The sequence below is a fragment of the Paraburkholderia sp. GAS348 genome (assembly GCF_050434205.1).
Taxonomy (GTDB): Bacteria; Pseudomonadota; Gammaproteobacteria; order Burkholderiales; family Burkholderiaceae; genus Paraburkholderia.
Genome location: NZ_JBNPVT010000024.1, coordinates 19,521 through 39,006, shown reverse-complemented (window position 1 = coordinate 39,006; position 19,486 = coordinate 19,521). Strand labels below are relative to the sequence as shown.

Below are 19,486 nucleotides of genomic sequence, written 5' to 3'. Positions count from 1 at the left end.
CCGGCGGTCCGGCGGTCCGGCGATCCGGCGATCCGGCGATCCGGCGATCCGGCGATCCGGCGGCCCGCCCCTACGCCCTTGCGGGCAGCCGGCCGCTCAGAAGCCGAGACTCGCCAGCAGATCGTCAACCTGCGACTGGTCCTGCACCACGTCCGTCTTGCCTTCCGGATTGATCTGCGGACCATTCAGCAGATGTTCGGGGCTGCCGGTGGACGACGGCTCAGCCGCCAGGGCGGCCGCATTCGCCGCGAACTGCTCGCGCCGCTCGAGCGCGATGTTCTCGACCAGCACGCCGAGCAGCTGCTGCTCGATCAGGTAGACGACGTCCGTGATCTTCTTGATGACCTGGCCGGTCAGATCCTGGAAGTCCTGCGCCAGCATGATCTCCATCAGCTGCGCGTTGGTCGCGCTGGTCGCTTCGGGCACGCCGCGCAGAAAGGTCCGCGTGTCGTTCATCAAGGCGCGCACTTCTTCGCGCTCGATCGGCGCCGCGTACCACTGCTCCCAGCGCGAGTCGAGCTCGCCCGCGTCCTGCTGCAGTTGCGTCTGGATCGGCTTGGCGACGTCAATCGCGGACAGCACGCGCTCGGCAGCCTGCTCGGTCATGTTCGCGATGTACTTCAGACGGTCGCGGGCATCGGGCACGGCTTCCGCCGCCCGCTCGACATGCTTGTCGAGCCCGAGCTCACGCATCGAGTCGCGCAGCGTGCGCGTCAGTTGTCCGATCCGGGCGAGGATGCGGTCGGACGCGAAGTCGCCGCTTTCCATCACCGCGTCGGCGCCTTGCGCGTTGGTCGGCAGAGTCACATCAGCTCCCGGCTTTCGCCATCTTCTCGAGAATCTTGTTGAGCTTCTCGTCGAGCGTCGCGGCCGTGAACGGCTTGACGACATAACCGCTCGCGCCGGCTTGCGCCGCCGCGATGATGTTTTCCTTCTTCGACTCGGCCGTCACCATCAGCACCGGCAGATGCGTGAGGCTGGCGTCGGCGCGGATTTCCTTGAGCATGGCCAGACCGTCGAGGTTCGGCATGTTCCAGTCGGAGATCACGAAGTCATACGACCCGCCGCGCAAACGCGCGAGGCCGGCCTGACCATCTTCCGCCTCGTCGACGTTCGAGTAGCCGAGCTCTTTGAGCAGGTTGCGAACGATCCGGCGCATCGTCGGAAAGTCGTCAACCACCAGAATCTTCATTCCCTTATCCATTTCATTCCCTTTGCTTGATCCATGATGCGGTGCATGACCGCCAGTTCAATCCACATGGCGCGCATCATACCCGCTGTACGCGGTCCCCCATCGACGACAGACGCGCCATCACGCGGCGGCTCATCTCCGGCAGCGACGCAATTTCGTCCGCGGCGCCGAGCGCAATGGCTTCGCGCGGCATGCCGAACACGATACAGCTCGCTTCATCCTGTGCGAGGGTGTACGCCCCCGCCTTTTTCATCTCCAGCAGTCCGGCGGCGCCGTCGCGCCCCATCCCGGTCAGGATCACGCCGACCGCGTTCTTGCCCGCGTGCTGCGCGGCCGAACGAAACAGCACGTCGACCGACGGCCGATGCCGGTTCACCGGCGGTTCGTCCGACAGGTGAGCAATATAATTCGCCCCGCTGCGGGCCAGCAACAGGTGAGCGTGGCCGGGCGCGATATACGCATGTCCCGGCAGCACGCGTTCGCCGTGCTCTGCCTCTTTAACGGTAATGCGGCACAAACCATTAAGGCGTTGCGCAAAAGATTTTGTGAAGCCCGGCGGCATATGCTGCGCGATCAGCACGGCGGGCGCATCCGGCGGCAGCGGCACCAGCACTTCGCGGATCGCTTCGGTGCCGCCCGTCGATGCGCCGACGATGATCAGCTTCTCGGTACTGAGCAGCGGATTGTTGAAAAGCGGCGCGGCGGCGGCGGCGGCGGGCGCATGCGCGGCATGAGCAGCCGCAGGCTGCACCGGCGCGGCCTGGCGCACCCGGGCGCGGGCCGCTGCGCGAATCTTGTCGGCGAGCTTTTCCGAGTACTCGAGCATGCCATCGCGAATGCCGACCTTCGGCTTGGTGACGAAGTCGACCGCGCCCAGCTCCAGCGCGCGCAGCGTAATTTCATTGCCGCGCTCGGTCAGCGACGACACCATCACGACCGGCATCGGCCGCAGACGCATCAGCTTTTCGAGGAAGTCGAGACCGTCCATGCGCGGCATTTCGACGTCGAGCGTCAGCACGTCCGGATTGTGCTGCTTGATGAGATCGCGCGCGACCAGCGGATCGGGTGCGGTCGCCACGACGGTCATGTCCGGCTGGCCGTTGATGATTTCCGTCATCAGGCTGCGGATCAGCGCCGAATCGTCGACGCACAGTACTTTGATCTTTTGCACAGCGCTCACGCCTCCTCTGTAGTTCTGGCGTTGTTTGAATTAATCGGGCGCGGGCTTGCGCCGAACAGCTCGATGCGCGGCTTCGATGCGCCGGCACCCGCACCGCCCGCTGCGGTGCCGAATAGTTCGACCTTGGGCCGCGTGGCAGCCGGCGTCGAGAACAGCTCGACCCGTTTGCGCGCCGCCGCGAGCCGCTCGGCACGCGCTTCGGCGCTTTGCCGCACGAGCGCCTGTTCGCGCTCGGCCACGCCGGCTTCCTGCTGCAGGCGCAACTTCTTCACCATCACCTGGCCGGTGCGCGGCATGAAGGCGACCTTGCGTGGATGATTGCCCTGCAAATCCTCTGCGACGATGCGGATTTTTTCGAGCGCCAGATAGCGGCGCACGAATTCCGAATTGCGATCGCCGATGTTCATCGTCGTCATGCCGGCCAGCACCGCGCCGCCGCCGAACACCTTGGCTTCGAAGCGCTCGCGCCGGCCGCCGGCCTTGATCAGTTCGTTGATCAGCACTTCCATCGCATACGCGCCGTAACGCATCGAATCCGACGCGGCTTGCGCGACATCCGTGCCGTCGTCGGGCAGCATGAAGTGATTCATACCGCCGATGCCGGCAGTGCGGTCCTGAATGCAGGCCGCGACACACGAGCCGAGCACGGTGACGAGCACCATGTCTTCGCTCGTCGTGTAAAACTCATTCGGCAACAGCTTCACGCCGGGGCGCTGGAAGTGGTTGTCGAAGTACAGATTGTTGGCGATCGGCAGGGTGCTGCTCATGCGGCCACCCTGTTAGTCGTTGCGCTGCCGGCATGGCTCGCGGCGCGTGCGGCAGCGCCTGCGTCACGCGTCAGTTCATAGACGGTCTGGCCGCGCAGCTTGAACGCCTGCGTCACATACGTGAAGTTTTCCGAGTGGCCGGCAAACAGCAAACCACCCGATTTCACCAGCGGCTCGAAGCGCGCGAGCACCTGCGCCTGCGTCGGCTTGTCGAAATAGATCATCACGTTGCGGCAGAAAATCGCGTCGAACTGCGAGCGCAACTGGTAATCGCGATCGGTCAGATTCAGTTGTTCGAAACGCACCAGTGCGCGCACTTCCGGGCGCACCTTGACCATGCCCGCGTGCGCGCCGGTACCCTTCAGGAAGAAGCGCTTGAGCCGCTCGGGCGACAGGTGCTTCACCTGGTCGAACTGATACATGCCGGCTTCGGCTTTCGCCAGCACTTGCGTGTCGATGTCGGTGGCGAGCACGGTGGCCTGACGCGCGCCGCTGTCGCCGAGCGCTTCGATCAGCGTCATCGCGATCGAATACGGCTCCTCGCCGGTCGAGGCCGCCGAGCACCACACCGAAACCGGCTGCGCGCGGCGCGGCACGAATTCGGCGAGGATCGGAAAATGATGCGCTTCGCGAAAGAACGCGGTCAGGTTGGTGGTCAGCGCATTGGTGAACGCTTCCCACTCGGCCGGATCGTTTTCCGCTTCAAGCAGATCGAGATACTGTTTGAAGGTCTCGAGGCCACGGGCGCGCAAGCGGCGCGCCAGACGGCTGTATGCCATATCCCGCTTGTGATCCGACAGCGAAATGCCCGCGCCGCGATGAATCAGATCGCGAATCCGGGCGAAATCCGCCGACGTGAATTCGAAATCCCGTCCGTGCTCGCCGGCTCTAGCCGGTTCCGCCCGCTCGGGACGTACCGGTTGCAGAGGTGCCGCTTGCGGAAGTGCCACTTGCGGACGTTGTTGTGCGCGCGTTGCCATCATGAGAGTTCCTGCCTGCAATACGAGCCATCCCACTGTTCGCCAGAAGGATTGCTTCTGCCGAACGGGATTGTGTTCGCGGGGTCGCGCCCGCCCGCGAGTTCTGCCAACACACAGTCGGCCCGCGACACGCTTTGTAAGCGTGCTTCGAAGTTTCGCCCCTCAAGGAGCGAGATGCCGAATGACCGCATGTCTTTGTGCCACTTCCTAGAACGTTTCCCAGTCCGCGTCCGATCCGGCCGCCGCGCCGCCTGCTGGGGCCAGACGTACTGCGGATTCGGATGCGGCGCGGGCCGTCTTCGGTTTGAGAGCTGGTTCGACACGTGGGGTGTCGGCACCCTGAGTGACCGAAGCCGGTGCTGCATGCGTTGCCGTGCTTGTCGCCTTACCTGCTGTCAGGTGCGCTGCGGTGTGGGCGGACGCTTGCGGCGCTGCCTTTGCCGACTGCGCGTGCTGGCTGACGCTCCTGCTGCCGTTCGGACCTGCGGCAGCTTGCGGACGGGCCGCCGTCATACTGCTGCGCGCCTGGCCGCCGGCTACTTTCCAGCCGTTCACCACCGCTTGCAACTGACGCGTCTGCTCTTCGAGCGACGCCGCCGCCGCCGCGGCCTGTTCGACCAGCGCGGCGTTCTGCTGCGTCACCTCGTCCATCTGCACGACGGCGCGATTGACCTGTTCGATGCCGCCCGACTGCTCTTCGGAAGCCGCGCTGATTTCGCCCATGATGTCGGTCACGCGGCGCACCGCCTGCACGATCTCGTCCATCGTGCTGCCCGCACGGCCGACCAGCGCCGAGCCGCTTTGCACCTTGTCGACCGAGTCGCCGATCAGTTCCTTGATTTCCTTCGCGGCGCTGGCGCTGCGCTGCGCGAGGCTGCGTACCTCGCCTGCGACCACCGCGAAACCGCGGCCCTGTTCGCCTGCCCGCGCGGCTTCGACCGCGGCGTTCAGCGCGAGAATATTGGTCTGGAAGGCAATGCCTTCGATCACGCCGATGATGTCGACGACCTTGTTCGAACTGGTCGCAATGTCCTGCATCGTCGTGACAACCTGGCTCACCACGTCGCCGCCGCGCGTCGCGATATCCGACGCATTGACCGCCAACTGGCTCGCCTGGCGCGCGTTCTCTGCGTTCTGGCGCACCGTGCCAGTCAGCTGCTCCATGCTCGAGGCGGTTTCCTGCAGCGAGGCAGCCTGCTGCTCGGTGCGTTGCGAGAGATCGGTGTTGCCCATCGCGATTTCGTGCGCGCCGGTGTCGATCGATTCGGTGCTGCTGTGAACCGACCTCACCATCGTCGCCATGCTGTCCTGCATCCGCTTGATGCCGGCGAACAGGCGGCCGATTTCGTTACGGCTGAACACTTCGATGTTTTCGGACAGATCGCCCGAGGCGATCCGTTCGAAACACGCCGTCGCGTCGTTCAGCGGCTGCACGATCAGGCCGCGCAGTGCGAAGCGAATGCCCACTACGAGCAGCAGCGCGAACACGGTGACGCCGAGGATCAGCGTGGTCATCAGGGAGATGTTCGCTTGCGCGGCAGTCTGCTGACCCATTGCACTTTGCTGCAACGCCTTGATCACCGCCGATGCGGCGCCGTCGTAGGCGATGAACATCGGGCTGATCTTCGTATCGTCGATCGCGTGATAGGCAGCCATGTCGTTCGCATTCAGGGCCGCGAACACCCGATCGACGCCGTCACGCATTACGCTCGTACGCTTGGCGACCACGTCGTCGAGGAGCGCCTGGTCGATGCCTTTCTTCGGCGTATCGAGATAGATCTGCCAACTCCGATTGCCTCGGCTCAGCAGTTCCTGCGCACGATCGATCGCTTTCTTCGCTTCGTCCGCGTTGCCCGCGGCCGACAGCGCGTTGAAGCGGTCCGCCGCGATACGCGAACGCAACAGGTACGACGACGCATCGTCGAGTGCGTGAATGGCGACCAGATCGCCGCGCGCGATACGGTCGAGCGACTGGCTCGCGCCGTTCAACGCGGTTAGACCAAGCGCGCCGACCACGACGGTCAGCGCAACCAGAATGATCCCCACCATCGTCAACGACGTGCGAATCGACCACCTGCTCAACATCTTGGCGCTCCCTGTTCGATCTGTCTTTCGTACTGACACATATTGATGCGCAGTGACGCGCAGTAACGTTTAAGCGCTGAGCGTTTCGATCAGTGCCATTTCGCGGCTGGTCATCAGCTTCTCGATGTCCATCAGGATCAGCATGCGGCCGTCGACGGTGCCGAGTCCCGTCAGGTACTCGGTCGTCAGCGTCGCGCCGAATTCCGGCGCCGGCATGATCTGGTCGGTGGCGAGCGTCAGCACGTCCGACACACCGTCCACCACCATCCCGACCACGCGGTGCGCGACGTTCAGGATGATCACGACGGTCTGATGGTCGTACTCGACACGGCCCAGATGGAACTTGATGCGCATGTCCACGATCGGCACGATGATGCCGCGCAGATTGATCACGCCTTTGATGAACTCAGGCGCATTGGCGATCCGCGTCACGTTGTCGTAGCCGCGGATTTCCTGCACCTTGAGAATGTCGATGCCGTACTCTTCGGCGCCGAGCGTGAAGACGAGGAATTCCTGACCGCCGGCGTCTGCCTGCTGCGCGTCGCGGCGGCCATTCGTACTGCTCGCGTTCGCGACGCTCGAATTGATGGATTGGACTTCTGCCACGTTAGCCCCCAAACGGTTGGGATGAAATGAATTGAATGAGTGTTGCGAAAACTGCCCGCGTCGCGGATGCCATTACGGATGTCATGCGAGACTCATCGCGCCGTGCGCGTGGCGCGTTTCGCGGTTCAGCGCCGCCACGTCCACGATCAGCGCGACACTGCCGTCGCCGAGAATGGTTGCGGCGGAAATGCCGTGCACCTTGCGGTAATTCGTTTCCAGATTCTTCACGACCACCTGCTGCTGCCCCACCAGCTCGTCGATCAGCATCGCAAAGCGGCGCCCTTCGGTTTGCATGATGGTGACGATGCCCTGGGTCGGTTCCTGCTTGGCGTCTTCGACGGCGAATACTTCATGCAGCGCGACGAGCGGCAGATATTCGCCGCGCACGCGCACCACGCGTTCGCCGTTGGCCACCGTGTAGATGTCCTCGGCACGCGGTTGCAGCGACTCCATCACGAAGTTCAGCGGCAGAATGAAGATCTCGTTGCCGACCTTGACCGACATGCCGTCGAGAATCGCCAGCGTGAGCGGCAGAACGATGCGCGTGGTGCTGCCCTTGCCCGCATGCGAGGTGATTTCCACGTGACCACCCATCGACTGGATGTTCCGCTTCACCACGTCCATGCCGACGCCGCGGCCCGAGACGTCCGTGACCTGCTCCGCCGTCGAGAAGCCCGGCAGGAAAATCAGGTTCCAGACTTCTTCGTCGGACATCGTTTCGCTGACCTGCATGCCCTGCTTCACGGCCTTCGCGAGAATCTTGTCGCGGCGCAAACCGGCGCCGTCGTCGCTCACTTCAATGACGATGTTGCCGCCGTGATGCGCGGCCGACAGCACCAGCTGGCCGGTCGCATCCTTACCCGCCGCGCGCCGCACTTCCACGGTTTCGATGCCGTGGTCGAGACTGTTGCGCACGAGGTGGGTCAACGGATCGATGATCCGTTCGATGAGGCTCTTGTCGAGTTCGGTCGCCTGACCGAAGGTGACGAGTTCCACTTCCTTGCCGAGTTTCGCCGCCAGATCGCGCACCAGACGCGGGAAGCGGCTGAACACGTAATCCATGGGCATCATGCGGATCGACATCACCGCTTCCTGCAGATCGCGCGCGTTGCGCTCCAGCTGCGCCATGCCGTTGAAGAGCCGGTCGTGCAAGGCCGGATCGAACGTGCTGGTGGTCTCGGCCAGCATCGCCTGCGTGATCACCAGTTCGCCGACCAGGTTGATCAGCTGATCGACCTTCTCGACGCCGACGCGAATCGAGCTGCCCTCCGCGCCGCCTGCCGCCGCGGCCGGACGCGCCGCTGCCTTGCGGTCCTGTTCGGCGGCCGCCGCCGCGCTTGCCGCCGGCGCGTTGCTCGCGGCTGCGGGTGCAGCCGCGGCGAGCGCCGGGGTAGCCGCTGGCGACGCCGAAGCGTCGAACAGTCCGTGCGTGACGGCGGCTTGAGCGGGCGCAGCGGTGTAGGCCGCCCGTGCCGACGATGCTGCCTGCTCCGCCCCTGCTGCTAGTGCCGTCTGTGCTGCTTGCGCCAGGGTCGAGTCGGCAGCGTCCGGCGTTCCAGGTTCGCCTTGCTGCGTCTCGTCCGCCGGTGCGGTGCCGCGGCCGATCGAGATCTGACTTTCGTCGATCACGAAACAGCACACGGCGATGATGTCGTCGGAGGTCACATCGGTCTGGAGCCACAGCGTCAATTCGCCGCCGCTTTTGACCCTTCCGACTATGCTGCCCAGGTTGCCGAGCTCTTCGGCCAGCAGTTCCTGGTCCTTCTCACCTACGCCCCGTAGCGTAATTTTCAGATGGGGGCCGGCTTCATCGCCGGCGCCCGCGGCTTGCCCGGTCTGTGCCGGTTCGCCGTCAGTCCATTCACCCGCCGCCTGCACCGCCTGTTCGACGACGTGCTCGGGCGGGGTACCGCCTTGACCTGCTGGTCGTGCTGCCACTGGTGCTGCGGCTGCCACCGGTACGGCCGGCGCCGCGGCCGCTTCGGCGCCGAAGTGGCTTTCCGCATTCAACTGTTCGAGCTTCGCGCAGATCGCCTTGGCGAGCGCCGCATCCGGCTCGGCGCTCGCGCGATAGTCGGCGAGCTGGCCCGACAGCACGTCCTTGGTTTCGAGGAACGTGTCGATCATGTCCTTGCGCAGCACGAGTTCGTTATTGCGCGCGCGGTCGAGCAGCGATTCGAGAATGTGGGTCGTTTCCGTCAGTGCGGTAAAGCCGAAGGTCGCCGCGCCACCCTTGATCGAATGCGCCGCGCGAAAAATCGCCGCGAGGTCTTCGGGGTCCGGATGCGCGATATCCAGATTGAGCAGCAACTGCTCCATCTGCGCGAGCAATTCGTCCGCTTCGTCGAAGAACGTCTGATAGAACTGAGTGATGTCGAGTGTCATGCCTGGGTCACCGCGAGAGTTCCTGTCTAGGCTTGGGCTGCCGTGCCGCCGCGTCGAGAGCTTCTATAACTTGTGTAAGGGTGGCGCTTATGAGGCGTTCATGCCGGGTCTGGTTCGGCTAACGCCGCCACCAGCTCGGTCAACATGTCGGGGTCGAGCGGCTTTTCGATCCAGCCGGTCGCCCCTGCGGCCCGCGCCGCCGCCTTGAACGGCTCGCCCGATTCCGTCGTGAGGACGAGGATGGGCGTCGCCTGGTAGGCCGGATTGCCGCGCAACTCGGTAATCAGATCGAGCCCGGTCTTGCCCGGCATGTGCTGGTCCGTCAGCACGAGGTCGAACGACATGGCGAGCGCGTTTTCGAGCCCTTCATTGCCATCCGCCGCGAGCGTCACTTCATAGCCGGCCGTCGTCAGCGTGGCGGCGAGGATTTGCCGCATCGATGCCGAATCGTCGATTGCCAGAATGTGCCTGATCATGAAAACCTCGCTGCACTTACGCTATGGATCGCCGGGCTGGCCGCGCCACATGGGCGCCGGCTCCAGCCAGCCGACCGCTATCTGTTACTGGGCTGCCGGCGCTATCGCCGGCACCTTCGGCGCAACCGTCACCGGTGGCGCAAGTCTTTGCAGCAGCGGCTTGGAGCCGGCTGCGTCATCCGACAGGGTGGTCGTGGTGGAGTCGTCATGGTCAAGCGCCTCCTCCGACTTCCTGTTCAGCACGATGATGCTGATGCGGCGATTTTCCGGGTCCATCGGGTCCGCCTTGTTCAGGTTCTGCGTCGACGCGAGGCCGAGCACGCGCATCACCTTCGCTTCGTCCATACCGCCCGCGATCAGCTCGCGGCGCGACGCATTGGCGCGGTCCGCGGACAGTTCCCAGTTGCTGTAGCCCTTCTCGCCGCCCGCGTACTGCGCGGCGTCAGTGTGACCCTGCACGATGATGCGGTTCGGCACGTCGTTCAGCGTGTGGCCGATTTCGCGCAGGATGTCGCGCATGTACGGTTCGACCGCGTCCTTCGCGGTCGCGAACATCGGCCGTTTCTGCGAGTCGACGATTTCGATGCGCAGGCCGGTCAGTGTCGAGTCGATCCGGATCTGCTGTTTGAACTGGCGCAGCACCGGGTTCGCTTCGATCGCGGCCATCAGCTTGACCTGCAAATCGTGCAGACGGACCTGTTCGCGGCGCTCCATCTCGCCCTGCAGCTGCTTGACCGAGTCTTCGTTGTTGTGTGAAGCGGTGCGCTCGGCGCTCGCGGTCGAGCCGTCAGTGGCGCGCGTCACACCCTGTGCATCGATCGAAATGTCGCGGCCGCCGCCCTTCAGAATGCTCGTGTCCTCGGCGCTGCGATCGCCGCCCCACAGGGTGATCTTCAACGGCTGGTTGAAGTAATCGGCGATGCCCCTCAGCTGCACGGAGGAGGCCGAACTCAGCAGCCACATCAGCAGGAAGAACGCCATCATCGCGGTCATGAAGTCCGCGTAGGCGAGCTTCCACGCCCCGCCGTGATGGCCCTTCCTGGCCGGTGCGGAGCGCTTGACGACAATGGCGCGGTCTTTGTCCTTGCTCATCGAATCGGTTCCCGGCGCCCGTTACTTGGCTTTGACGCGGCGCACGTGCTCTTCCAACTCGGCGAACGACGGGCGTTCAGTCGAGAAGAGCACCTTGCGGCCGAATTCGACGGCAATCGCCGGCGCATAGCCATTCAGACTGGCGAGAATCGTCACCTTGATGCACTGGAACATCTTGGTCGACTCGGTCACGCGCTGTTCGGCGACGCTCGCGAGCGGTCCGATCAGTCCGTACGAAAGCAGAATCCCGAGGAAGGTGCCGACCAGCGCCTGGGCGATCATCTCGCCGAGCACCGCGGGCGGCTTGTCGGCGGAGGCCATGGTGTGCACCACGCCCATCACCGCGGCCACGATCCCGAACGCCGGCATGGCGTCGCCGACCTTGTTCAGGGCGTGCGCGGGCGCTTCGCCTTCCTGGTGGTGTGTCTCGATCTCCTCGTCCATCAGGCTTTCGATCTCGAACGCGTTCATGTTGCCGCCGACCATCAGACGCAGGTAGTCGGTCAGGAACTCGATGATGTGCTTGTCGGCGAGTATCTTCGGATACTGGGTGAAGATCGGGCTCTTCGACGGATCGTCGATGTCGGCTTCCAGCGTCAGCGTGCCTTCCTTGCGCGCCTTGGCCAGCAGGACGTAAAGGAGCGCCATCAGCTCCATGTAGACGTCCTTGTTGTATTTCGCGCCCTTGAACAGGGTTGGAATGACGCGCACCGTCGCCTTGATCGTCTTCATCCCGTTACCGAGAATGAACGCGCCGACGCCGGCGCCGACGATCATCAGCACTTCGACAGGCTGCAGCAGCGCGCCGAGATGGCCGCCTTCCAGCGCATAACCGCCGAAAACGGACAAAAGCGTCACGAGTGTTCCCACGAAAATCAGCACTGCCGAGCCCTCACAAAGAAGCGACGGTGACCGTCGTTAATCTGGTTTACGGCAACGGAGCAGAAAACTTTGACGGAAAAGCGGCGCGTCGCTCCGGTGTAAACCAGAGGCGGCTTAAACCGGCGAAGCCGGGCCCGGCACCGGCGATCGGGCCGGAAGGCACGCCGAATGGCGGTTGTCGACGCGTGTACCGGGTCGCGCGCCGCGGGCCGATGCGGCCCTGCGGCTCAAACCCCGAGCTCAGCGAGGCTTTCGCGGGCCTGGGCGGCGGCAAGTTTGCTGGTCTTGCCCGCGCGCGAAGGCGGCTGGCAAAGCCCGCAGACAAAGGCGTGCTGCGGATCGTGTGCATGCGCGAGAAAATGTCCGCCGCACCGGGAGCAGGCGGTCATTTGCAGCATTCCGGAGTCGAAGAAGCGCACCAGCGTCCGGGCGCGCGTGAGACTGAGCACGGGCTCGTCGTCGTGCAATAGGGCGTGTACCAATCGCTTTTTTTGAACTACAAGCTGCCATCAGCCGAGTTGCTCGACTGGCTGGCTTGCCATCAGGATCGCGGAATGCGCCTGGGCCACGGCGCTGGATTTGCCTTTGTCCGCAAGGGCGGACAGCACGGCATGGTCATCGAAACGGAAACGGCACAGCACCTGATTGGACGCCGCCAGCTTCACGGTCTGCGCCAACGACAGATTGGCGAGCACGTCGGCCAACTGGTCCGAAATCCCCATGCGAAACATGCCCATCGGCTTGTCTTCGCGCAGCAGACGCTGGGCGAGCAGGAGATAAGAAAGGTTGATTTCTCTGATCTCATTGAGCATTTCGCTTGTTGCGCTCATGATTCCCCCGGGGTGTATCTGGCTGGTCAGGCCGTTACGGAAACGTTTGCTCGAACGCGCGCACTTAAACCGCACGAATCGGCTCGTTTCTGGTCTTGCCAGCATTGTGTCGAAATGGGGAGCGGACGAAAATCGGACAGACACCCAGCCTGCCTGACGGATTAATCCGTCATTCTTGTAGGAATTTTTCCTACACGGAGGGGGCAGAAAGAAGGTTGCAGCAGGCGAAAGCGGTGCGCAGCTTGAGATTCGCGATGCGCTTTGGATGATTTTTCAGCGGCAAGGTGAACCAAATGGTGAGTCATAAGTGGCTCAAGGTCCGCACCTTGCTGCGGTGAGGAACAATTATAAGACGTTTTCACTTCTGCGCAACACGCGTAGTGTAGGGACCGCTCCAGGTCCGGGACCGTCTCTTGCTGCTGTTCCCCCAGCACCTGGATGTCTATCACTCATGCCCCCCGAGTATCAGGCCAACCCTCCTGCCGACCTGTAACGCATCATGTTTCGCGCTGTAACAACATTAAGTGTTTGAAAAATAACTCGAATTAGCTCGGCCGATCCCGATAATGCACCTAGGGGATTACCCGATGCAGGTTCGGAGCACCCCGGGCGGCGGCTTACCGCGCCCAACCGTCCGTCAGGCATTCGCTCCTCGCTCTACTCGAGCGCCGTTGTGCGAAGCCGTTTTAAACAGGAGAAAACGCATGCGAATCGCACAAATTGCGCCGTTGTATGAAGCTGTCCCACCGAAACTCTACGGCGGCACCGAACGCGTCGTCTCGTATCTGACCGAAGCGCTGGTCGACCTCGGCCACGACGTCACGCTGTTTGCGAGCGGCGATTCGGTCACCTCCGCGAACCTCGACGCCTGCTGGCCTCGTGCGCTGCGCCTCGACCCGACCATCCGCGATGCGTTGGCTCCGCATGTCCTGATGATGGAAAAGGTGCGCAAGGTCGCGCATGAATTCGACGTGCTGCACTTTCACCTCGATTACATGCCGTTCCCGCTCTTCACCACCATGGACACGCCGTTCGTGACGACGCTTCATGGCCGTCTGGACCTGCCGGAACTGCAACCGGTGTTCGATGCGTTCTCGAACGTGCCGGTGGTATCGATTTCGGACTCGCAGCGCACGCCACTGCCGCAGGCCAACTGGCTGAACACGATTTACCACGGCCTGCCCGAGCAGTTGCTCACACCCCAGACGCACAAGAAGCCGGAGTATCTGGCGTTCCTCGGCCGTATCTGTCCGGAGAAGCGCGTCGATACAGCTATCAAGATCGCCGCACAAAGCGGTCTGCCGCTGAAGATCGCCGCCAAGGTGGATAAGGTCGACCAGGAATACTTCAAGAAGGAAATCGAACCGCTGCTCTCCATGGCGCACGTGGAGTTCGTCGGCGAAATCAACGAGGCGCAGAAGCCCGAGTTCCTCTCAGGCGCCAAGGCGCTGCTGTTCCCGATCGACTGGTCGGAGCCGTTCGGTCTGGTGATGATCGAATCGATGGCGTGCGGCACGCCGGTGATCGCGTTTAACCGCGGTTCAGTGCCGGAAGTGATCGACCACGGCGTGACCGGCTACATTGTCGAGGACGTTCAAGGTGCGGTGGCCGCGCTGCAGCGTCTGGACGAACTGTCGCGCAGCGAGATTCGCGCGCAGTTCGAACGCCGCTTCAGTTCGAAAACGATGGCTAGGAATTACGTGGACGGCTATTCGGCACTGATCGAAGCGACGCGCCGCCCGATGTTGCGCCGGGTAGCGGTGGGTTGAGCAACGTGCTTAAGCGGCTGACCTTTTTATGCACTCAACCGCTTAAGCTGTGCTTCTGCCGCTTACGCCGCTTTCCGATTCGCACGCCAATCATGAGTACATTTGCCTGTTGAATCGTTTGCGTGAGCGGTTTGCAGGAGTTAACCCGCTTCCACTACGGAAAAGCCGCCTCTCAAGGGCGGCTTTTTTAATACAAGCATGGAGGCGCTTCCATCCCAGATTAGCGCGGCGCGAATTAACAACCCGGCACGATCAACCTTCAGTTGGCTTGCGCCTCTACCGGTAAGGCATTTCAAGCCGCGCCAATCAGAAAGCGTTCGCGATTCTTGCCGACAATCCACTTTGGCGGTTTGCCGCGCCCGCTCCAGGTATTGCCCGATTTCGGATCTTGGTACTTGGCCGGCAGCGGCGCCTTCTTCGGCGGGCGTCCGCGCCGTGCGGCAACCGCGAAACCGAGGTCTTGCGCGGTTAGACCGTATTCAGCGATCTTTTGGCGGATGTCGGCGACAACATTGTCGATTTCAGTACGCCGGGCTTCGTCTGCCTGTGCCTGCAATTTGGCAATCTGCGCCTTGAGGTCTGCATATTGCGACATTTCGGTTCTCCCTTTTTTTAGAACTCATTCGCTCGCAGACTAGCTGCAATTATAAAAATTCGCAATGGACAATAATACCGATTTAGGAAGAAATCATCTGATAATTATTAAGCGTCGATGAATTGTAAAACGACGTCTTTACCAGGCAATAATAGCTAAAGGCGACTCCACATTGACAATTCTTGACACCTAATCTGGCTGTCTTTCCCTAAAATTGCGCGCTCAATGGCATGCATCTGCGCTTAGCATTCATGCCTCTCCAGGCGTCAAACATTTTAGGATTACCAATCATGCAGTTGTCAAAACGTCTTGCCGCCGAGCTGTTCGGCACCTTCTGGCTCGTGCTCGGGGGCTGCGGCAGCGCCGTCCTCGCCGCCAATTTCGCCGGCCCGGTCCACGGTCTGGGCATCGGCTTCGTGGGCGTTTCGCTCGCATTCGGCCTCACTGTCCTGACAATGGCTTATGCAATCGGCCACATCTCCGGCTGTCACCTGAATCCGGCGGTGAGCGTCGGCCTGACCGTCGCCGGCCGCTTTCCGGCTCGCGACCTGCTGCCGTACATCGTCGCGCAAGTGATCGGCGCGGTGCTCGGTGCGCTGGTGCTGTCGTTGATCGCGTCGGGCAAGCCGGGGTTCGACCTCGTCGCCAGCGGTTTCGCCAGCAACGGCTACGGCGAGCGCTCGCCGGGCCATTACGCGCTCGCGGCCGCGTTCATTTGCGAAGTGGTGATGACCGGCTTCTTCCTCTTCGTCATCCTCGGCGCGACCGACAAGCGCGCGCCAGCGGGTTTCGCGCCAATCGCCATTGGCCTGTGCCTGACGCTGATCCACCTGATCTCGATTCCGGTTACCAACACGTCGGTCAACCCGGCGCGCTCGACCGGGCCGGCGCTGTTCGTCGGTGGCGCGGCGGTGGATCAACTGTGGATGTTCTGGGTCGCCCCGATTCTCGGCGCGGTGATCGCAGGGGTGCTGTACCCGCTCATCGCCGAAAGCCGCCGCGGCAATTCGCAGGAACTGGCGCTCGACTGATCAGCGCGTGCGCCAGCTGTGCGTATCCAGACAGTCAAAGCGGGCGCTGCGGCGCCCGCTTCGTTTTTGTACGCATAATGCGGGCAGCCCAGTGGCCTGCCAATGCCCCGCTGCTAGAATCGTGCGACTTCCCAAGCTCGCACAGGTGCTACCGATGACCCGTTTCCGCGGATTCCTGCATGGCGTCGCACTCTCCGTCGGCAGTTTGTGTGCGGGCGTACTAGCGTTACCCGCGGCCCATGCGGCGGACAGCAATACCGAAACGCTCGTATTCGTGCGCCACGGCGAGAAACCCGCCAAGGGATACGGCCAGCTCAATTGCCAGGGGCTCAACCGTGCGCTGGCGTTGCCGGCCGTGATCGCCGCCAAGTTCGGCAAACCGGATGCGATCTACGCGCCCGATCCCGGCCAGCAAAAGGACGACAGCGGCCATCCCTATTACTATATTCGGCCGCTTGCGACCATCGAGCCGACCGCCATCCAATTCCAGATGCCGGTGCAAACGCCGTACGGTTTCGCCCAGATCGACCAACTCGGCACGGCGCTCGTCAATCCATCCAATAGCAACAAGCTGATTGTCGTTGCGTGGGAACACAAGCTGATCGTGAAGCTGTTGCGCAAGATGATGAGCACGCATGGCGGCAATGCCGCCGAGGTCCCCAACTGGCAAAGCGACGACTTCGACAGTATCTATATTGTTCGCCTCGACTGGCAAAGCGGCACGGCTCACGCGACGTTCAAGCTTGACCGCCAGGGGCTAAACGGCCGCGCTGCGGATTGCCCATGCGCGGCGCTGCCGGGTGTTCCTTCTGCGGCTGCGGCGGGCGCTTCCGCGGGCTCAACTGATTAATAAAGTAGCGGTCGCCACCGGAGTCACGATGACCGCGGCGATCGCCGTGGCGGGTGGCACGGCTGATCGTAGCGTTGGGTTGGGTCGCGGAGGGACGCGAACAAGCGGCCCGCATCCCCGAAAGAGGATGCGGGCCGGTCCGTTTTCAGGACGTCAGTTCGTCGTCGAGCGAGAAAAGCTTGCGCAGATGCTGCGCGACGCCCGCTTCAAAGTTGTTGCCGATGCGCGGCACGTTCGGCAGACGTGTGACGAGATCGGGATTGGCGTTGTTCATCATGAACGGATGGCCGGCTGTCTCCAGCAGGTCGATATCGTTCATGTTGTCGCCGAATGCCACGCATTGCGAGGCGTCGACGCCGAGGCGCTCAAGCACGATCTGCAAAGCACGCCCCTTCGATACGTTCGACGTCATCACCTCCAGACAGTCCGGCAGCGAATAGGTGACGTACAGCGCGTCACCGAATTCACGCGCGAGGTTGGCCGAGACGTGTGCGAGATCGTCAGGCTCACCGATGTAGAGGACCTTCGCGATGTCGGCACCGTCGTGCTTCGGCAGATCGGCGACCTCGTAGGTGAAGCCGGAATCCTGGTGGAATTTCAGCAGGTCCGGCGCATCCCGATCGATCAGCCACGCCTGGTCGGCGAACAGATTGACGATCACACGGCCGTGCGCGCCGGCGATTTCCGGCTGCACCAGCCGCTGCACGATGGCCGGAGGCAGGTCGTCGGCGTGGATTACCGAGTTGTCCGGCGCGTGAATGCGTGCACCGTTCGACGTGATCAGATAGGCGCTGACACCCAGCAGGTCGCGAATGCTCGCGACGTCGCAGTAGTGGCGCCCCGTAGCGATCACGAAGTGCAGCCCATCGCTTTCCAGTTTGCGCACGGTAGCGATCGTGAACGGGTCCACCTGGTGATCGGCGTTGAGCAGCGTGCCGTCGAGATCCGTGGCAATGACTTTGTACATAGTGTGAGCAGCCGGGCAGCGTCAAAGATCGCATTTTACCGTTGCGCGCCGCGTCCGCGAGATCGCAACCGGCGCGCCAGACGATGCTCAACCGGCGAGGCGAATCGCTTCGCGCTGCGCCAACTGCAGACCGCCGTGTGCCGAGTCCGCCAACGGCTCGCGCAAGCGGGCCTGATAGATCTGCGGCACGTACTCGCGCAAAGGTGCGCCGAGACCGCCGCACAGCGCGACTGGCAGAGTCGCCGACGGGTCGAGCGCGGCAATCATCTTGCCCACTTCCACGCCCGCCTCGCCGAGCAAACGCGCTGCGAACGGATGCGTGCGATGCGCGATGACGATCGGCGCAAGCCGCGCATAAGCGGTCTGATTGGCTTCGCACAGCCAGACCACGAGACTGTCGCGGTCATGTGCACCGGTGTGGACGAGCAGCGCCTGCGCCAGATCGTCGTTAGGCACACGCCCGTCGAGCACCTGCTGCGCGTGCACGATGGCCCGCAGCCCGAGCCATGCGCCGCTCGCTTCGTCGCCCGACGGGTAACCGAAGCCGCCGGCGGTTCGGCATTCGCCATCGCCGTCAAGCACGGCCGCCTGACTCCCGGTGCCAAGCGCGACGACTACGCCGGACGCGCCGCCATGCGCACCGAGCAAGGTGGTGTACACATCGCTTTCCACCGCGAGGCCGGCTACCGCCGGCGCCTGCGCGCGAAACGCGGCCAGCCAGTCGCGATTATTGACCCCTGCTAATCCGCAGCCGAGTACGCAGCGCGACCAGTCCAGCGGTACGCCGGCACGTGCAAAGGCGTCGGCGCAGCCGGCCCCGATAGCCTGCCACGCGCGTTCCACGCCGAGCCCCAGCCCCGACGGCCCGCTCGCCGCCTGCGCCAGTTCGCGGCGCTGTGCGTCGCCGAGTACGACGCGCGTACCGCTGCCGCCGCCATCAATGCCGATCAGAAAGAGGTCTTTATTCATCGAATCGAGTGAATTCAGGTGGTGAAGAACGCATAGCGTGGCAGGTCAGTTTCAATCCGGCAATCGGCTGAATGGCCAGCTTGCGGCACGCGCGGCTTCCGCTATGCTGACGGTCGACATGACAACGCGGGAGCGCGAAAGTGACACAGCGATGCAACTGGGTATCGAGCGAAGCGCTCGCACACTACCATGACACCGAATGGGGCGTGCCCTCGCGCGACGATCAGCATCTGTTCGAAATGCTGGTGCTGGAAGGCGCGCAGGCGGGTTTGTCATGGTCGACGATTCTCAACAAACGGACCGGCTATCGCCGCGCATTCGCCGACTTCGATATCGGCAAGGTCGCGCGCTTTACGCCTAAACACGTCGATGCGCTGGTGCTGGACGAAAGTATTGTGCGCCATCGCGGCAAGATCGAGTCGGCCATTACCAACGCGCGCGCCGTGCAGCAGATCCAGGCCGAACACGGCTCGCTCGCCAACTTCGTATGGTCGTTCGTCGATCAGACACCAATCCAGAACGATTGGGCATCGTATAAACAGGCGCCGGCATCCACCGAAATTTCGGACGCGCTCAGCAAGGGGCTGAAGCGCTATGGCTGCAAGTTCGTCGGCTCGACGATCTGCTACGCGTTCATGCAGGCGGTCGGCATGGTGAACGACCACGAGGCGAGCTGTATGTGCCGTGCGCGATGCGCGGCGCTCGGCAAGAAGGGACGCAATCGTAAAGCGGGCTGATGTGCCGGCGGGCACCGGGCGGCGCCGCCAGACCAGCACAAACGGCAAACTAGCCAAGCCCGCGAATTGAAAGCGCTTCCGGCATGCTACATC

General features: G+C 63.1%; 19 protein-coding genes and 1 pseudogene. 4 read left to right on the top strand and 16 right to left on the bottom strand.

Features of this window, described 5'->3' with window-relative positions:
- Positions 1–96: 96 nt before the first annotated feature.
- The 13 genes and pseudogenes from cheZ to flhD all read right to left on the bottom strand — a co-directional run bounded on the left by cheZ (position 97) and on the right by flhD (position 12,475).
- The gene (gene cheZ / locus P3T22_RS28020) at positions 97–768 is read right to left on the bottom strand and encodes a protein phosphatase CheZ (RefSeq protein ID WP_063498120.1); all 672 of its coding nucleotides are present in this window, start codon (positions 766–768) and stop codon (positions 97–99) included.
- A 40-nt stretch (positions 769–808) separates the two neighbouring features.
- Positions 809–1,204, bottom strand: a complete 396-nt coding sequence (gene cheY / locus P3T22_RS28015) for a chemotaxis response regulator CheY (protein WP_063497644.1) — start codon at positions 1,202–1,204, stop codon at positions 809–811.
- 64 nt (positions 1,205–1,268) lie between these two features.
- Positions 1,269–2,372 carry a protein-glutamate methylesterase/protein-glutamine glutaminase gene (locus P3T22_RS28010; RefSeq protein WP_429326714.1) on the bottom strand — a complete coding sequence of 368 codons (1,104 nt, stop codon included), beginning with the start codon at positions 2,370–2,372 and terminating at the stop codon, positions 1,269–1,271.
- Positions 2,369–3,139 carry a chemoreceptor glutamine deamidase CheD gene (gene cheD / locus P3T22_RS28005; protein WP_063497645.1) on the bottom strand — a complete coding sequence of 257 codons (771 nt, stop codon included), beginning with the start codon at positions 3,137–3,139 and terminating at the stop codon, positions 2,369–2,371. The genes P3T22_RS28010 and cheD overlap by 4 nt, the downstream gene beginning before the upstream one ends.
- Positions 3,136–4,122, bottom strand: a complete 987-nt coding sequence (locus tag P3T22_RS28000; protein WP_429326713.1) for a CheR family methyltransferase — start codon at positions 4,120–4,122, stop codon at positions 3,136–3,138. Before P3T22_RS28000 ends, cheD begins: the two co-directional genes overlap by 4 nt.
- Positions 4,123–4,326: 204 nt before the next feature.
- On the bottom strand, positions 4,327–6,204 hold the full coding sequence (locus P3T22_RS27995) for a methyl-accepting chemotaxis protein (RefSeq protein ID WP_429326712.1): 1,878 nt from the start codon (positions 6,202–6,204) through the stop codon (positions 4,327–4,329).
- A gap of 69 nt (positions 6,205–6,273) precedes the next feature.
- Positions 6,274–6,810 (bottom strand): chemotaxis protein CheW, encoded by a 537-nt coding sequence (gene cheW / locus P3T22_RS27990; protein ID WP_063498122.1) that lies wholly within the window; start codon positions 6,808–6,810, stop codon positions 6,274–6,276.
- Between the two features lie 81 nt (positions 6,811–6,891).
- The gene (gene cheA / locus P3T22_RS27985; RefSeq protein WP_429326711.1) at positions 6,892–9,195 is read right to left on the bottom strand and encodes a chemotaxis protein CheA; all 2,304 of its coding nucleotides are present in this window, start codon (positions 9,193–9,195) and stop codon (positions 6,892–6,894) included.
- A 98-nt stretch (positions 9,196–9,293) separates the two neighbouring features.
- Complete coding sequence (locus P3T22_RS27980) at positions 9,294–9,671, bottom strand: response regulator (RefSeq protein WP_063497649.1); 378 nt, start codon at positions 9,669–9,671, stop codon at positions 9,294–9,296.
- Between the two features lie 84 nt (positions 9,672–9,755).
- Positions 9,756–10,763 (bottom strand): flagellar motor protein MotB, encoded by a 1,008-nt coding sequence (gene motB / locus P3T22_RS27975; protein ID WP_429326710.1) that lies wholly within the window; start codon positions 10,761–10,763, stop codon positions 9,756–9,758.
- Between the two features lie 21 nt (positions 10,764–10,784).
- Positions 10,785–11,645, bottom strand: a complete 861-nt coding sequence (gene motA / locus P3T22_RS27970) for a flagellar motor stator protein MotA (protein ID WP_063497651.1) — start codon at positions 11,643–11,645, stop codon at positions 10,785–10,787.
- A 227-nt stretch (positions 11,646–11,872) separates the two neighbouring features.
- Positions 11,873–12,151, bottom strand: a pseudogene (locus P3T22_RS27965) (FlhC family transcriptional regulator); the annotation flags it as partial.
- A gap of 3 nt (positions 12,152–12,154) precedes the next feature.
- A complete protein-coding gene (flhD, locus tag P3T22_RS27960; RefSeq protein ID WP_063497653.1) occupies positions 12,155–12,475 on the bottom strand; it encodes a flagellar transcriptional regulator FlhD in 321 nt (106 codons plus the stop codon).
- Positions 12,476–13,179: 704 nt separating this feature from the next.
- On the opposite strand from flhD, the gene P3T22_RS27955 reads away from it, so the two are divergent.
- Positions 13,180–14,244, top strand: a complete 1,065-nt coding sequence (locus tag P3T22_RS27955; protein WP_063497654.1) for a glycosyltransferase family 4 protein — start codon at positions 13,180–13,182, stop codon at positions 14,242–14,244.
- 292 nt (positions 14,245–14,536) lie between these two features.
- Here P3T22_RS27955 and P3T22_RS27950 read toward each other — a convergent pair whose 3' ends face one another.
- The gene (locus P3T22_RS27950) at positions 14,537–14,839 is read right to left on the bottom strand and encodes an H-NS histone family protein (protein WP_028198479.1); all 303 of its coding nucleotides are present in this window, start codon (positions 14,837–14,839) and stop codon (positions 14,537–14,539) included.
- Between the two features lie 290 nt (positions 14,840–15,129).
- Between P3T22_RS27950 and aqpZ the strand changes: the two genes are divergently transcribed.
- A complete protein-coding gene (gene aqpZ / locus P3T22_RS27945) occupies positions 15,130–15,870 on the top strand; it encodes an aquaporin Z (protein ID WP_063497655.1) in 741 nt (246 codons plus the stop codon).
- A gap of 154 nt (positions 15,871–16,024) precedes the next feature.
- Positions 16,025–16,720 carry a histidine phosphatase family protein gene (locus P3T22_RS27940; protein ID WP_429326709.1) on the top strand — a complete coding sequence of 232 codons (696 nt, stop codon included), beginning with the start codon at positions 16,025–16,027 and terminating at the stop codon, positions 16,718–16,720.
- Positions 16,721–16,865: 145 nt separating this feature from the next.
- Here P3T22_RS27940 and P3T22_RS27935 read toward each other — a convergent pair whose 3' ends face one another.
- Together P3T22_RS27935 and P3T22_RS27930 are read right to left on the bottom strand one after the other, a co-directional pair.
- Entirely contained in the window at positions 16,866–17,687 is an 822-nt protein-coding gene (locus tag P3T22_RS27935) for a Cof-type HAD-IIB family hydrolase (RefSeq protein WP_063497657.1), read from the bottom strand.
- Between the two features lie 87 nt (positions 17,688–17,774).
- Positions 17,775–18,656, bottom strand: a complete 882-nt coding sequence (locus P3T22_RS27930; protein WP_063497658.1) for a BadF/BadG/BcrA/BcrD ATPase family protein — start codon at positions 18,654–18,656, stop codon at positions 17,775–17,777.
- Between the two features lie 140 nt (positions 18,657–18,796).
- Between P3T22_RS27930 and P3T22_RS27925 the strand changes: the two genes are divergently transcribed.
- The gene (locus tag P3T22_RS27925) at positions 18,797–19,393 is read left to right on the top strand and encodes a DNA-3-methyladenine glycosylase I (RefSeq protein WP_063497659.1); all 597 of its coding nucleotides are present in this window, start codon (positions 18,797–18,799) and stop codon (positions 19,391–19,393) included.
- Positions 19,394–19,486: the final 93 nt, after the last annotated feature.

Bases quoted from the DNA above. Each gene is read 5' to 3' on its own strand.
- P3T22_RS27995 (WP_429326712.1), bottom strand. From the start codon at position 6,204: ATGTTGAGCAGGTGGTCGATTCGCACGTCGTTGACGATGGTGGGGATC.
- motB (WP_429326710.1), bottom strand. From the start codon at position 10,763: ATGAGCAAGGACAAAGACCGCGCCATTGTCGTCAAGCGCTCCGCACCG.
- P3T22_RS27980 (WP_063497649.1), bottom strand. From the start codon at position 9,671: ATGATCAGGCACATTCTGGCAATCGACGATTCGGCATCGATGCGGCAA.
- P3T22_RS27930 (WP_063497658.1), bottom strand. From the start codon at position 18,656: ATGAATAAAGACCTCTTTCTGATCGGCATTGATGGCGGCGGCAGCGGT.
- cheY (WP_063497644.1), bottom strand. From the start codon at position 1,204: ATGGATAAGGGAATGAAGATTCTGGTGGTTGACGACTTTCCGACGATG.
- P3T22_RS28000 (WP_429326713.1), bottom strand. From the start codon at position 4,122: ATGATGGCAACGCGCGCACAACAACGTCCGCAAGTGGCACTTCCGCAA.
- aqpZ (WP_063497655.1), top strand. From the start codon at position 15,130: ATGCAGTTGTCAAAACGTCTTGCCGCCGAGCTGTTCGGCACCTTCTGG.
- P3T22_RS27950 (WP_028198479.1), bottom strand. From the start codon at position 14,839: ATGTCGCAATATGCAGACCTCAAGGCGCAGATTGCCAAATTGCAGGCA.
- cheA (WP_429326711.1), bottom strand. From the start codon at position 9,195: ATGACACTCGACATCACTCAGTTCTATCAGACGTTCTTCGACGAAGCG.
- P3T22_RS27940 (WP_429326709.1), top strand. From the start codon at position 16,025: ATGACCCGTTTCCGCGGATTCCTGCATGGCGTCGCACTCTCCGTCGGC.
- cheD (WP_063497645.1), bottom strand. From the start codon at position 3,139: ATGAGCAGCACCCTGCCGATCGCCAACAATCTGTACTTCGACAACCAC.
- P3T22_RS27955 (WP_063497654.1), top strand. From the start codon at position 13,180: ATGCGAATCGCACAAATTGCGCCGTTGTATGAAGCTGTCCCACCGAAA.
- P3T22_RS27935 (WP_063497657.1), bottom strand. From the start codon at position 17,687: ATGTACAAAGTCATTGCCACGGATCTCGACGGCACGCTGCTCAACGCC.
- cheZ (WP_063498120.1), bottom strand. From the start codon at position 768: ATGGAAAGCGGCGACTTCGCGTCCGACCGCATCCTCGCCCGGATCGGA.
- flhD (WP_063497653.1), bottom strand. From the start codon at position 12,475: ATGAGCGCAACAAGCGAAATGCTCAATGAGATCAGAGAAATCAACCTT.